The following is a 12,526-nucleotide window of genomic DNA, read 5'->3' as shown; positions in this document are numbered from 1 at the left end:
GACGGGGAGGGGAGCCGGGACCGAGCGTGAATTGATGCACCATAGGGTGATATCTGTGGATTCCGAGGTGATGGAAGGATGGGCTGTGCTGCCTGAGACGGAGGCATGGCTGCGCGGCCGTACATCATCGTCGGAGGACTGGCCCCTGCCCCGGCTGCTGGAGGCCAAGGCGGACACGAGAGTCAGCGTGGTGCTCCCGGCCCGCGACGAGGGCCAGACCGTCGGAGAGATAGTCTCCGCGATCCGGCGTGAGCTGATGGACGCGGCGCCGCTCGTCGACGAGCTGGTGGTCATCGACTCCCGCTCGACCGACGACACCGCCGCCCGCGCCGCGGCGGCCGGGGCGCGGGTGGTCGCGCAGGACGAGGTCCTGCCGGACCTGAAACCCCTGGACGGCAAGGGGGAGGCGCTGTGGAAGTCCCTCGCCGCGACCTCCGGTGACGTGCTGGTCTTCATCGACGCCGACCTGCGCGAGTTCCGCACGTCGTTCGTGACGGGACTGCTCGGCCCGCTGTTCGGCGACCCCGGCGTCGTCTACGTCAAGGGCTGTTACGACCGGCCGCTGCGCGGCGTCGGCAACGGCGGCGGCCGGGTCACCGAGCTGGTCGCGCGCCCCCTGCTGAACCTGCACTGGCCGCTGCTGGCCGGGTTCGTCCAGCCCCTCGCCGGGGAGTACGCCGGGCGTCGCTCGGCGCTGGAGCGGGTCCCGTTCGTCACCGGCTACGGGGTGGAGCTCGGGCTCCTGATCGACCTGCTGGAGCTCCACGGCCTGGACGCGCTCGCCCAGGTGGACCTGGGCCGCCGCGTCCACTCCCACCAGTCGACCGACGCCCTGGGCGGCATGGCCGCGCAGATCCTGCAGACCGCGTGGTCCAGGCTGGAACGCCAGGACAAGATGATCCCCCTGCACGATCCGTCTCCCCGGCTGGCCCAGTTCCGCAGGGGGGCGGACGGGCACCAGGTGACGGTGCGGGACGTGGCCGTGGCCGAACGCCCGCCCATGATCACGGTCCCCGGCTACGCCGCCCCTGCCGGAGGCTGACCCGCCGAGGTCACCGGCCGGGCATCGCCCGTACGGGAGGCTGATCCGGCGAGGTCACCGGCCGGGCATCGCCCGTACGGGAGGCTGATCCGGCGAGGTCACCGGCCGGGCGCCGCGCGTGTGAACGCCATGGCGAGGTCACCGGCCGAGCGCCGCCCGCGTGAACGCGATGAGGTGCTCGCGCATCGCCGCCCTGCCCTCCTCGGTCGTCGCCTCCTCGCCGAGGGCGAGCCGGCCGAGCCGGGGCATGGCCGTCGGCCACACCGCCAGGCCGACGAGCGTCAGCATCGTGCGCGCCGTCTCGCGTGACGACTCGGTGCCCAGACCGGCGGCCAGGGAGTCGGCCTTCTTGGTCCAGGAGGCGACACGCCCCTCCTGACCCTCCAGGTCGCCGTCGCGGTAGTGCAGCGACTCCCACATCAGCAGCCGGGTCAGATCCGGGTGCGCGATGTGGAAGTCGTGGAGCTTGCCGACGTATTCGGCGGGGTCGTCGCCGGGCATCATCGCCACCGCTTCGACCACCTCGTCCAGGGCGGTGGCGACGACCTGGTCGAACAGCTTCTCCTTGCTGCCGAAGTAGCCGTAGATGCGCTCCTTGTTGACCCCGGCGCGCTCGGCGATGCGGTCGACGCGGGCCCCCGCGATGCCGTACGCGGCGAACTCGGTGCGGGCGGCGGCGAGCAGGGCGTCCTTGGTGGCTTCCTTCGACATGGACCGATTTTAACCACCGACCGGTTGGTCTCTTCGAGTCACTCTAACCAACTATTTGGTTGACTTCCAACTAGTTGGTTGGCTACCGTCCTCGCCATGGCGCAAACTCTCTCCCCGGCCTCCGTCTCCCCGCCCGCCGCGGCCCTCGCCCCGCTGGGCCGTACGGTCTCCGTCTTCGTGCTCACCGCCGTGCTCGCCAGCGGCCAGCTCTACATGGTGATCCCCCTCCTCGACGCCATGGCCGCCGGCTGGGGCGTTCCCGCCGACGGGCTGACCTGGCTCGTCACCGCCTTCGGCGCCGGCTACGCGGCGGGGTTCCTGCTCTTCGGCCCGCTCTCCGACCGCTACGGCCGCAGGCGCCTGCTCTCCTACGGCCTGCCGATCGCGGCGGCCGCCACCGCCCTCGTCGCGGCGAGCCCGGACCTCGGGACGGCGATCGCGCTGCGGGCGGTCCAGGGCGTGGCCGTCGCGACGTTCCCCCCGGCCGCGATGGCCTACCTCGCCGAGCGGGTCGAGCCCCGCCGCAGGATGGTCGCGATCACCTCGGTGACCAGCGGTTTCCTCGCGGCGGCCGTCCTGCTCCAGGTCGCGGCGCAGGTCCTCGGAGGCGTGCTGGGCTGGCGGGGGATGTTCCTGGCCTCGGCGCTCGCCTTCGCGGTAGCGGCGGCGGCCGTGCGGGCCGTCATGCTGCCCGATCCCGCGCGCGAGATCACGGGCTCCTTCCTGTCGGCCTACCGGGCCGTGCCCGCCCTGCTCGGCAGGCCCGCCCTGCTGCTGCGCTACGCCGCGACCGTCACCGTGCTCGCGAGCTTCGTCGCGGTCTACACCGGCCTGCAGGTCACCGGCGCCGCCGGCACCCCGGAAGCGCTGCTGGCGCTGCGGGCCGGCGGGCTGCCCTCGATGATCCTTGTTCCGCTGCTCACGCCCTGGCTGGTCAAGATCCCGGCGCTGCCCCGTGCGGCGGGCGCCCTGATCCTGTGCGCCCTCACCCTCGTCGCCGTCGGCGTGACCACGCCCGGGGCGACCGGCCTGGCCCTGCTGCTCGCCGTCTACGTGGCCGGCATCAGCGCGGGCGGGCCCGCGCTGAACGAGTCGGTGGCCCGGCTCGCGGGGGAGTCGCGCGGTACGGCCCTGGCCCTGTTCACCTTCGCCCTCTTCCTGGGCGGCAGCGTCGGCCCGCAGATCGCCACCCTCCTCGGCGACTTCCGTACCCTGCTGTACGGCCTCGCCGCACTGCTCGCGGTGGGCGCCGCCGGAATCCTCGCCTCGTCCCGGGGCAGATAGGGACCGCGGGAGGCGCGGGGAGCCGGGGTCCGGGTTGCGCGGCCTGCCGTACCGGCCGGTAGGGTGGGGGTGTTACCCTTGGTAACCCGCTTCTGGAGGAGTGAAAGAATGAGCGAGACCGGCTTCTGCCCGGAGCTGAGCGCCGACGTGCGTGAAGTGCGCGACTGGGTGCACGAGTTCGCCGCGACGGTGGTCCGTCCCGCCGGTGCCGAGTGGGACGAGCGGGAGGAGACTCCCTGGCCGGTCATCCAGGAGGCCGCCAAGATCGGCCTGTACTCGCTCGACTTCTTCGCCCAGCAGTGGTTCGAGCCCAGCGGCCTGGGCCTGATCGTGGCGTTCGAGGAGCTCTTCTGGGGCGACGCCGGGATCGGCCTGTCCATCGTCGGCACCGGTCTGGCCGCCGCGGCCCTGTCCGCCAGCGGCACCCCCGAGCAGATGGGGGAGTGGCTGCCGCAGATGTTCGGCACCCCCGACGACATCAAGGTCGGCGCGTTCTGCGCCTCCGAGCCCGACGCCGGGTCCGACGTGGGCGCCATCCGCACCCGGGCCGTCTACGACGAGGCCTCCGGCGACTGGATCCTCAACGGCGTGAAGACCTGGGCCACCAACGGCGGCATCGCCAACGTGCACGTCGTCGTGGCCTCGGTCGACCCCTCGCTCGGCACCCGGGGCCAGGCCACCTTCGTCGTCCCCCCGGGCACGCCCGGCCTGTCGATGGGCCAGAAGTTCAAGAAGCACGGCATCCGGGCCTCCCACACCGCCGAGGTCGTCCTCGACGACGTCCGCCTGCCCGGCTCGTGCCTGCTCGGCGGCAAGGAGAAACTCGACGCCCGCCTGGCCCGGGTGCGCGAGGGCGGCCGCTCCGGAGAGCAGGCGGCCATGCGCACCTTCGAGACGACGCGCCCCTCGGTCGCCGCCATGGCCGTCGGCATCGCCCGCGCCGGCTTCGAGTACGCCCGCGACTACGCCCGCGAGCGCGAGCAGTTCGGCCGCAAGATCGGCCAGAACCAGGCCATCGCCTTCCTCCTGGCCGACATGGCGACCCGCGTCGACGTCGCCCGCCTGATGACCTGGCGCGCGGCCTGGATGGCCCGCAACGGCAAGTCCTTCAACCAGGCCGAGGGCTCGATGTGCAAGCTGGTGGCGGGGGAGACCGCGGTGTGGGTGACCGAGCAGGCGATCCAGATCCTGGGCGGCGCCGGCTACACACGCGAACACCCGGTCGAGCGCTTCCACCGCGACGCCAAGATCTACACCATCTTCGAGGGCACCTCCGAGATCCAGCGCCTCATCATCGGCCGCGCCGTCACCGGGCTGCAGGTTCGCTGATGATGTCCGATTCTGGGAAGGTGTCCTCGACGGTCTATCTGATCTCTGGTCCGTGGCTGGTCCGTGAGAAACGCTCGAAGTGTTGACCCGGTAATCCAGCCTCTGCATCGAATGGCTACAGAGAATGACGCGCTCGCCTACTGTCATGCGAGTCGTGCTTATAGGCTCTAAGCTCCAGGTGGAGGAGAGGAGCTGCCGTGGAGGCGTCCAAAGTCGTCCCGGGCTCGACGCGCAGGCGCCGCAGAGTGGGCTTGGACGCGGAGACGGTCGCCAAGGCTGCGGTTGAGCTCGTCGATGCCGAGGGTGTCGAGGCGCTGACCATGACTCATCTCGCTCGCCGATTGGGCGTGACCCAGCCCGCCCTGTACGCCCACGTGGACAACCTGGCAGCCGTTCAGCGGGCAGTCGGCCTGTACGGCATGCGCCAGATGAGCGAGGAGTTGCGCACCGCGGTGCTGGGCCGGTCGGGCGACTCGGCCCTCCGGGCACTCGCCGAGGCCTATCGCGACTACGTCCGCCGCCATCCGCACCGCTACACGCTGCAGCAGCGGGCGCCGCGAACCGAGGAGTACCACGAGGTGGGGGAGCGGGCGGCGGAGGCGGTCCGGGCCGTGTTGCGTTCCTTCGGGCTTCCCGAGGCGGAGGTGCCCGCCGCGCACCAGTTCTTCCGCGCGGCGATCTCCGGCTTCGTCGCCCTGGACGTGGACGGCAGCGCGGACGCTGGCTTCGAGTACTTCCTGGAGAACTTCGCGGAGATGCTGAGGCGGAGGGCGAAGTAGGACTTGTGTGCGCCTCTGCTTATAGCTATTAAGTAGTTGTGGATAGGGACTTATTAGGCCTCAGTGGTAAGAGTGCCCTCGTGGTCGGAGGGGCAGCGGGGCTGGGTGCGGCGGTGACGGAGCGGCTGGCCGAGGCGGGATGCCGCGTCACCGTGGCCGACGTCGCGCATGACGCAGGCGAGAAGCTCGTCGCTGAGCTGCGGGAACGCGGCGGCGAGGCCGTCTACGTGCCGGCGGACGCGCGCCAGAAGGCCGAGGTCGATGCGGCGGTGCGAGTCGCGAGGCCGCTGCACGTGGCGGTCAACGTGGTGGGCAATCCCGGCGGCGCGGCCGGAGTGAAGCCCTTCCTCGACATGACCGAGCAGGACGTGCGGGACCGGTGGGAGCTGAACTTCCTGACCGCCTTCCTCTGCTGCCAGACCGAAGCGCTGGCGATGATCGAGGACGGCGTGTCCGGGGCGATCGTCAACTTCGGCTCCTCCAGCGGCATGGTCGGAGCGCCCAACATCAGCGGGTACGGCGCGGCCAAGGCGGCGGTCGCGCACTTCACCACGTCAGCCTCGATGGAGCTGGCCAGGTACGGCATCCGGGTGAACTGCGTGGTGCCGGGCACCCACGTCAACCCGGCCCAACGGCCGCCCGCCGACGAGAGGATCGCCGAGTTCCGGCGCCGCGCCGCCGAGGCGCCGGTGTTGCGCAGGCTGGGCGAGGCGCGGGAGACGGCCGGCGTCGCCTTGTTCCTGGCCTCGGACCTGTCGAGCTACATGACCGGCCACACTGTGGTCTCCGACGGCGGGGTCGTGCACACCACGGCCCGGCCGCCGGTCGGCATGGACCGCGAGGCCGAGGCGGTGAAGCGGCTCTGATGGAGATCATCGACGCGCACACCCACGTCTTCCGCTCCCGCGAGCACGGCCGGGAGGCCTTCGGCTACTTCCTGAGCCGCAACCCCAGATCCGGTCATCCCGCAGAGCCGGTGGCCTACGGCACCGTCGAGGAGCTGCGGCGGATGATGACGCGCAACGGCGTCTCCGGCGCGAACATCCTCATGTTCACCTGGTCAGGCCAGTACTGGCGCGACGGCCAGTTCACGCTGCCCGACGATGGAGTACGGCGGGCGAGCGCGGCGGAGGAGCTGCGGCGGCGCATCGTGGACCGGATTCGCGACAACAACGCCTGGGCGGCCGCGCACAAAGACCTCACGTACTTCTGCGGCGTCGACGCGGTCCTCATGGATGAGGAGACCATGCTGGCGGAGGTGGAGTCCCGGATAGCCGACGGCGCGAGCGGAGTGAAGATCGTGCCCAGGGACATGCGGATCCGGGGCGACGATCCCCGGTTGCGCCCGCTGTTCGACTGGTGCGCCAGCCGAGGCGTGCCCGTCCTCACCGAGTCCTCCGGTCACGGCGCGGCGTTCGGCCGCCCGGCCGGGTTCGAGAAGCCGCTGACCGAGTTCCCCACGCTGAAGCTGGTCTTCGCGCACTGCGGGCACAGCCCGGTGTTCGGCGAAGGAGCCGACGCCGAGGTGGTCGAGCTGGCGGGCCGGTTCGAGAACGTGCACGCCGACCTGTCGCTGCGCCTGCTGGAGGTGGCCGACGGCACGGTGGATCCGGAGCGGATGGCGGCGCACATCCGACGCATCGGCGTGGATCGTGTGCTCTACGGCAGCAACTTCGTCCTCGCCGAGCTGCTCCAGCCGGTCGCCGAGGCGGAGCGTCCCCAGCTCGCGCGCACGGAGAGCTCTCTGCGGGCGTTCCTCCGACTGCCCCTGACCGAGGAGGAACTGGCCGCGGTGGCCGCGAAGAACTTCCGGAGACTCACGAGCCGCTGAGCCGTGACCTCACGAGCCGTTGAGCCGCACCGGGTCGATCTCGTTCGGCTGCCACCCGGCCACCAGCGCGCTCCCGTCGAGGGAGCGCACGGCCAGGCCGAGCTCCACGATCAACGACAGGCTCGTGGTGACCCGCCCGGTCAGCCGACCGGTGAGCAGGGCAAGAGCCGCCTCGACGAAGGCTTCGACGGGCTCGGTCCGGTGCGGAGGCAGATCGGCGACCGCCGCCGCGTGATCGGTGAGCACCGCTCCCTCGGGGGCCAGGGCGTTGATCGCGATGCCGCTGCCGTACAGGTCCATCGCCGCGCCGGTGGTCAGCCGATCCACCATCGCCTTGGTCCCGCCGTACAGGCACGCGCCGCCCGATCTGGTGATCCGGTACGGCGGGCCGGCGCGGTGACGGGCCTGCGCCGAGGTGATGTTGAGGATCCACCCTGCACCACCGGAGATCATGGCCGGGATGACCAGGCGCGCGAGGTCCCATGCGGCCCACACGTTGACCTCCATGGCCGTGCGGAACGCGGCTTCGGTCATCTGGTGGAACGGCAGGTCGAAGGCGCGAGGTGCGGCGGCGTTGTTGACCAGGAGCGTCACGGGCAACCCGAAGTGCCGCTCCGCCTCCGCGACCGCGCGCCTGCGGCCCTCCGCGGTGGCGATGTCGGCCACGACAGCCAGAGCGGAGTCGCCGATCAGCTGGACGGTCTCCGTCAGTGAGCCGGGATAGGCGCCGTCGCCAGGGCGCGCGGTACGGCCGACGGCGGCCACGAAGGCTCCCTCGGCGGCCAGTCGTACCGCGAGAGCCTGGCCGATGCCGCGGCTGGCGCCGGTGATCAGCGCGAGCCTGCCCGAGCAGGGAAGCGTCACGGCACCCGCCTGAGGAAGGGAGCGCGGACCCGGTCCTCGCCGAGCCGGAGCCAGCCGAACTCCACCCGCACCGGGGCGTCCATCGCCGGATCGCCACCGAGCAGGCGGCTGACCAGGCGGACACCGGGCGCGGAGTCGATGGCGGCGACCGCGGCGACGAAGGGGACCTGGGCGGCGAAGGCGGGCAGGAACGCATGGTGCACGACGCTCCAGGAGTACAGCGTTCCGGCCGGCCGTACCTCGGTCCACGGCAGATCGGGCCCGCCGCAGGCAGGACAGCGCGGCTCGGGATACCAGCAGAAGCGCTCACATGACGCGCACTGAGGGAAGGCAAGAAGGTCTCGCGCGGCGGCGTGCCAGAAGCCGCCGGTCAGGGGCTCGTCGAGATCGGGCAGAGGAAAGATCATCGTGCTCTCCGCAGAATGAGGGTGCTGGCCTGGGCGCCGGTGTAGCCGCCGTAGAGGCCGATCTCGGCGCCCGGCCCGCGTAGTCGGCGGACCAGCTCGGTGACGTGGGCGATCCCCAGAACGTAGGAGTGGGACAGCAGCCCGCCATGGGTGTTGGTCGGCAGGCGCGCGCCGATCCTCAGCGCTCCGCTCTCCGCGAGGGGACCGGCCTCGCCCTTCGCGCAGAAGCCGAGGTCTTCCAGCTGCATGAGCGTCACGATCGTGAACGGGTCGTAGAGCTCCAGGACATCGACCTCGGACGGGGTGATCCCCGCCATCGCGAAGGCGTCCGGTCCGGCGAAGACCTGCGGAGTGCTGGTGAAGGCGGGCTGCTGGGCCCAGTGGCTGCCGGTGTGACTGGTGCCGAGCCCGACTCCGGCGACCTCGACGACGGGCCGCCGGAGGTCTCGTGCGCGTTCGACCGTGGTCATCACGTAGGCGCCCGCGCCGTCGGAGATGAGCGAGCAGTCCTCCTTGCGGAACGGCTCGGCGACCGGCGGCGAGGCGAGATAGGCGTCGAGGGTGAGCGGCCGATCGCGCATCACCGCGCCGGGGGTGAGGGTGGCGTGGTGGCGGGTGGTGACGGCCACGTGTCCGAGCTGCTCGACGGTGGTGCCGTACTCGTGCATGTGCCTGCGGGCGATGGTGGCGAAGTAGACCGGCTGGGGAAACCAGCCGAAGGGGACCTCGAGCTGTCGCTTGGTGACCTTCTGGGCGTGACTCTGGCCGGGGCCGCCCTCCATCGCGGAGCGCTGGGTGGCCCAGGCGACGGCGAAGGAGTTGACGATGTGGCGGGCCGAGCCGTCGGCGAGCGCGCGTGCGGCCGTGTGCGGCGCGGTTCCCGCCCACACCATCCCGCCGCCCTGGGCCGAGGTCCACAGGGGGCCGTCGTGCCGGTAGTGCCGTCTGAAGGCGTCGGCGTCCAGCTGGCCGACGAAGGCGGGATGCCACATGAGGCCGTCGATGTCGGCGGGGGTGAGCCCGGCGTCCGCGATGGCGGCGGCCACGGCCTCGGCGGCCATCTCGGCGGCGGTGCGCCCGGAGGCGCGAGTGTGCGGCGCCTCTCCGATCCCGGCGATCGCGACGCCGGTCGCCAGGTCGCCGAGGGGTTCGCTGTGGCCCCAGGTCATGACCGTGGCCTTTCGCCGATCAGGCCGCGGGCGCGTGGCTCGGTGAGGTCCTGGCCGAGGAGATCGCAGAGGATCTCGTCGTTGTGCTGTCCGAGGGTCGGCGCCGGACGGCTGAGCCAGGGCCGGCCTCGCGGGTACGGCAGGCCGGGCAGGTCGAGCGGGCCGGCGATCGGGTGCGTGAGGCGCTGCAGGAAACGACGGTGCTCCAGCTGCGGGTTGCGGGCGGCCTCGGCTGGGGTGAGCACGGGCGCCGCCGGGATGCCGTGCGCGAGCAACCTCTCGACCGTGGTGTCCCGGTCGGGGCGATCACCGAGCCCGAGACCTACGAGCTGCTCTTCGGATTGCGCGCTGACCGCCAGCCACTGATCCGTGCCCGCGCACGGGTAGATGCCTTGCGAAGTGCGGGAGCGGACCACGCCGGTGGCCGCGGTGTCGATGATGGCTTCGGCGGCGACGTTCAGGATCGCCTCGATCATCGGCGCTTCGACCACGACGCCTTTCGGCCCGTTGAGCGCGACCAGGGTGGCGAAGGCGGCGTGCAGGCCCGCGATCGGGTCGCTCGCCTTCGGCGTCATGGGCGGCAGGTCCGGCTCGCCGGTGATCCAGGCCAGGCTGGAGACCTGCTCCATCGTCTGCGCGAAGCCGGGCTTGTCACGCCACGGTCCGTTCAGGCCGAAGGCCGGCATACGGACGATGATCAGGTCGGGATTCCAGGCGAGCAGCCGGCCCGGCGTGAGATCCAGCTGCTCAAGCACCCGCGGCGTGAAGTTCTCGACCAGCACATCGCTGACCTCGACCAACCGGCGCAGCAGGTCACGCCCGGCGGGCAGATCCAGGGCGATGCCGCGCTTGCCGGTATTCGTGCCATGGAAGATCGGCCCAAACTCCCACCAGTTCTCGGCGCCCGGCCGGGCGGTGGTGAAGCGCATGGGGTCGGGACGGCTGGGAGACTCGACCTTGATGACGTCGGCGCCGAGCGCGGCGAGCAGGTGGGTCGCCGACGGGCCCGCCCAGAACGCGGTCATGTCCACGACCCGGACGCCCCGTACGTCGACGAATCCGGCCTTTCCCGTAGGCCGGTACGGCATGCGGGGCCAGCGGATTCCGTTATGACCCGGAACGAAGCAGTCCCGGAAATGCTCGACCTCCAGCACGGACGCGGGTGACGTCACCGGGGCGGCGGGAATGCGCAGGGCCTCGGCCAGCTCAAGGATCTCCGCGACCGTCCTTTGGGTGGTCCACGCGTGAACCGCCTGAAGAAATTCGGTACGGCGGCGCCGCCTGCCCGCAGCGGTGGCCAGCTCGGCGTCGTCCATCCAGTCGGGTCGTCCGATCATGAGCAGGAAGCTCTGGAACTGCTGCGCGGTGACCGTACAGAAGCCGATATATCCATCTTTGGCGGGCTCGACCGACGGCAGCTCCACCGATCTGGACGGCCCCGGCGCGCCCAGCTGGGGAAACAGGTAGCCGAAGGTGTTCTGCGTGAGCAGCATCGCCTCCAGCATCGAGACATCCACGCGAGCGCAGGGCCCCGACGTGAGAGCGGCGATCGCCGCGTAGGCCCCGGCCGCGTACTCGCCCAGCCTGCCGCCTGCGCATACGGGCGCGTCCAACCCGCGCGAGCCCATCGAGCCGCACCATGCCTGCAGGGTGAATTCGTCGGCGGGCCGTCCCGCCCACGGCCCGGTGCGGCCGAAGGCAGACAGGGAGACCACCGTCACACCGGCCTCCACGGTGTCCAGATCCATCCCGACGTCCTCGATGAGCACGTCCGCCTCGGCGGCGCGGCCGGTCGCCTTACCGGAGTGCAGGTAGTGCCAGAAGGGCGAGCGTTCCTCGTCCTGGGAGGTCCTGGTGACCTCGGCGCCCGCATCGCGCAGCAGCTTGCCGCAGTAGCCGCCCGCGACCGTGCGGGTGACCTCCATGACGCGCAGGCTCACGACGGCAGCGGCAGGTTGTAGAGGCGGGCGGCGTTGTCCTGCATCACCCGGCGCACCACCTCGGGACGCAGCTGGGCCACGGCCGGGCCGACGATGTCCAGGCTGTCGGGGTACAGGCAGGTCGGATGCGGGAAATCGGTCTCGAACAGCACGTTGTCCGGCCCCACGCGGTCGATTGTGTGGGAGATGTCGTCGCTCTCGAACCAGAAGCAGGCGTGGATCTGCCGCCGGAAGTACTCGCGCGGCGACAGGCTGAGGTAGTCCATGCTGCCCGGAGCCGTCTCACCCAGCTGGTGCTCCAGAGCCTCCAGGAAGAACGGGATCCAGCCGATGCCGCTCTCCACCGAGACGATCTTCAGCCGGGGATGGCGTTCCAGCACACCCGAGTAGATGAAATTGGCCAGCACCCGCGCGTTGGTCAGGTACATCATGGCCGAGCCCACCGCGAGCTTCTGCTCGGGACCCAGGCCCGGCCAGGGGGAGGAGCCGAACCAGCTGAGACTGTCGTGCGCGGCTCCGATGTGGAAGTTGACCGGCATGCCGAGGTCGGCGCACACCTCCCACAGCGGATCCCAGGCGCGGTCGGCGAAGTCGGGCAGCCCGGCCTGCTGGGGGTCGCTGGTGGTGTTCACGCCGCGCAACCCCAGGCTGTTCATCCGCCGCACTTCGGCCACCGAGGCGTCGATGTCCCACCACGGGATCAGCCCCATGGGGAAGAGCCTCCTGCCGGAGGCCTCCTGCATCTCGGCCATGGCGTCGTTGTAGAGGGTCGCGCACAGCAGCTTCAGCACGGGGTCCTTGATGTCGCCGAAGCGCTGGCCGCCGAATCCCGCGGTGTTGGGGTAGATGATGTGCGCCCACACACCGAGCCGGTCCATCAGCTCCAGGCGGGCCTCCACCTGGTAGGCGGCCGGGGTGACATCGTCGAACGTCCAGCCGATGAACTCGGTGCCCCGGATGCGCTCGCCGTCCCGGGTGACGACGCCCGACGCGCCGGCCCGGCCGAGAACGGCGCCGTCGACGACCCACTTGGGGCCGCCGTCGACCTCGAGGACGCGGGGGACCCGATCCCGGTAGTCCTTCGGCGCGCGGGAGGTCCACAGGTCGTGCGGTTCGGTGATGTGCGTGTCGGCGTCCACGACGCGCAGACCGTTCAGTGCAGCGTCCATG

General features: G+C 71.1%; 12 protein-coding genes. 6 read left to right on the top strand and 6 right to left on the bottom strand.

Annotation, left to right across the window (positions count from 1 at the left end):
- Positions 1–85 precede the first annotated feature (85 nt).
- Positions 86–1,042 carry a glucosyl-3-phosphoglycerate synthase gene (locus tag Plo01_RS00230; protein ID WP_203888377.1) on the top strand — a complete coding sequence of 319 codons (957 nt, stop codon included), beginning with the start codon at positions 86–88 and terminating at the stop codon, positions 1,040–1,042.
- A 138-nt stretch (positions 1,043–1,180) separates the two neighbouring features.
- On the opposite strand, the gene Plo01_RS00225 is transcribed toward Plo01_RS00230, so the two are convergent.
- Positions 1,181–1,753, bottom strand: coding sequence for a TetR/AcrR family transcriptional regulator (locus tag Plo01_RS00225; protein WP_203888376.1), 573 nt, complete (start codon positions 1,751–1,753; stop codon positions 1,181–1,183).
- Positions 1,754–1,849: 96 nt separating this feature from the next.
- Between Plo01_RS00225 and Plo01_RS00220 the strand changes: the two genes are divergently transcribed.
- The 5 genes from Plo01_RS00220 to Plo01_RS00200 all read left to right on the top strand — a co-directional run bounded on the left by Plo01_RS00220 (position 1,850) and on the right by Plo01_RS00200 (position 6,976).
- Positions 1,850–3,037, top strand: coding sequence for an MFS transporter (locus Plo01_RS00220; protein WP_203888375.1), 1,188 nt, complete (start codon positions 1,850–1,852; stop codon positions 3,035–3,037).
- A gap of 108 nt (positions 3,038–3,145) precedes the next feature.
- On the top strand, positions 3,146–4,366 hold the full coding sequence (locus Plo01_RS00215; protein ID WP_203888374.1) for an acyl-CoA dehydrogenase family protein: 1,221 nt from the start codon (positions 3,146–3,148) through the stop codon (positions 4,364–4,366).
- A gap of 197 nt (positions 4,367–4,563) precedes the next feature.
- Positions 4,564–5,145: a TetR/AcrR family transcriptional regulator gene (locus tag Plo01_RS00210; RefSeq protein ID WP_203888373.1), complete on the top strand. Its 582-nt coding sequence runs from the start codon at positions 4,564–4,566 to the stop codon at positions 5,143–5,145.
- An 80-nt stretch (positions 5,146–5,225) separates the two neighbouring features.
- On the top strand, positions 5,226–6,011 hold the full coding sequence (locus Plo01_RS00205; RefSeq protein ID WP_203888372.1) for an SDR family NAD(P)-dependent oxidoreductase: 786 nt from the start codon (positions 5,226–5,228) through the stop codon (positions 6,009–6,011).
- Positions 6,011–6,976: an amidohydrolase family protein gene (locus tag Plo01_RS00200; RefSeq protein ID WP_203888371.1), complete on the top strand. Its 966-nt coding sequence runs from the start codon at positions 6,011–6,013 to the stop codon at positions 6,974–6,976. The genes Plo01_RS00205 and Plo01_RS00200 overlap by 1 nt, the downstream gene beginning before the upstream one ends.
- A 9-nt stretch (positions 6,977–6,985) precedes the next feature.
- Here the strand turns inward: Plo01_RS00200 and Plo01_RS00195 are convergent, their stop codons facing one another.
- From Plo01_RS00195 to Plo01_RS00175, 5 genes are read right to left on the bottom strand one after another with little or no spacing between them, the layout of a single operon-like run.
- Entirely contained in the window at positions 6,986–7,840 is an 855-nt protein-coding gene (locus Plo01_RS00195) for an SDR family NAD(P)-dependent oxidoreductase (protein WP_203888370.1), read from the bottom strand.
- Positions 7,837–8,247, bottom strand: coding sequence for a Zn-ribbon domain-containing OB-fold protein (locus Plo01_RS00190; protein ID WP_203888369.1), 411 nt, complete (start codon positions 8,245–8,247; stop codon positions 7,837–7,839). Before Plo01_RS00190 ends, Plo01_RS00195 begins: the two co-directional genes overlap by 4 nt.
- Positions 8,244–9,416, bottom strand: a complete 1,173-nt coding sequence (locus tag Plo01_RS00185; protein ID WP_203888368.1) for a thiolase family protein — start codon at positions 9,414–9,416, stop codon at positions 8,244–8,246. Before Plo01_RS00185 ends, Plo01_RS00190 begins: the two co-directional genes overlap by 4 nt.
- Positions 9,413–11,356 (bottom strand): CaiB/BaiF CoA-transferase family protein, encoded by a 1,944-nt coding sequence (locus tag Plo01_RS00180; protein ID WP_203888367.1) that lies wholly within the window; start codon positions 11,354–11,356, stop codon positions 9,413–9,415. Before Plo01_RS00180 ends, Plo01_RS00185 begins: the two co-directional genes overlap by 4 nt.
- On the bottom strand, positions 11,353–12,525 hold the full coding sequence (locus Plo01_RS00175) for an amidohydrolase family protein (RefSeq protein ID WP_203888366.1): 1,173 nt from the start codon (positions 12,523–12,525) through the stop codon (positions 11,353–11,355). The genes Plo01_RS00180 and Plo01_RS00175 overlap by 4 nt, the downstream gene beginning before the upstream one ends.
- Position 12,526 lies beyond the last annotated feature (1 nt).

This window comes from Planobispora longispora, from assembly GCF_016863135.1.
GTDB lineage: Bacteria > Actinomycetota > Actinomycetes > Streptosporangiales > Streptosporangiaceae > Planobispora > Planobispora longispora.
The sequence above is the reverse complement of the archived record's forward strand: the minus strand, read 5'-3'. Positions and strand labels throughout refer to the sequence as shown.

What these genes read in the sequence shown, in the direction of transcription:
- Plo01_RS00215 (WP_203888374.1), top strand. Translation starts at nt 3,146, where the DNA reads ATGAGCGAGACCGGCTTCTGCCCGGAGCTGAGCGCCGACGTGCGTGAA.
- Plo01_RS00200 (WP_203888371.1), top strand. Translation starts at nt 6,011, where the DNA reads ATGGAGATCATCGACGCGCACACCCACGTCTTCCGCTCCCGCGAGCAC.
- Plo01_RS00175 (WP_203888366.1), bottom strand. Translation starts at nt 12,525, where the DNA reads ATGGACGCTGCACTGAACGGTCTGCGCGTCGTGGACGCCGACACGCAC.
- Plo01_RS00225 (WP_203888376.1), bottom strand. Translation starts at nt 1,753, where the DNA reads ATGTCGAAGGAAGCCACCAAGGACGCCCTGCTCGCCGCCGCCCGCACC.
- Plo01_RS00220 (WP_203888375.1), top strand. Translation starts at nt 1,850, where the DNA reads ATGGCGCAAACTCTCTCCCCGGCCTCCGTCTCCCCGCCCGCCGCGGCC.
- Plo01_RS00190 (WP_203888369.1), bottom strand. Translation starts at nt 8,247, where the DNA reads ATGATCTTTCCTCTGCCCGATCTCGACGAGCCCCTGACCGGCGGCTTC.
- Plo01_RS00185 (WP_203888368.1), bottom strand. Translation starts at nt 9,416, where the DNA reads ATGACCTGGGGCCACAGCGAACCCCTCGGCGACCTGGCGACCGGCGTC.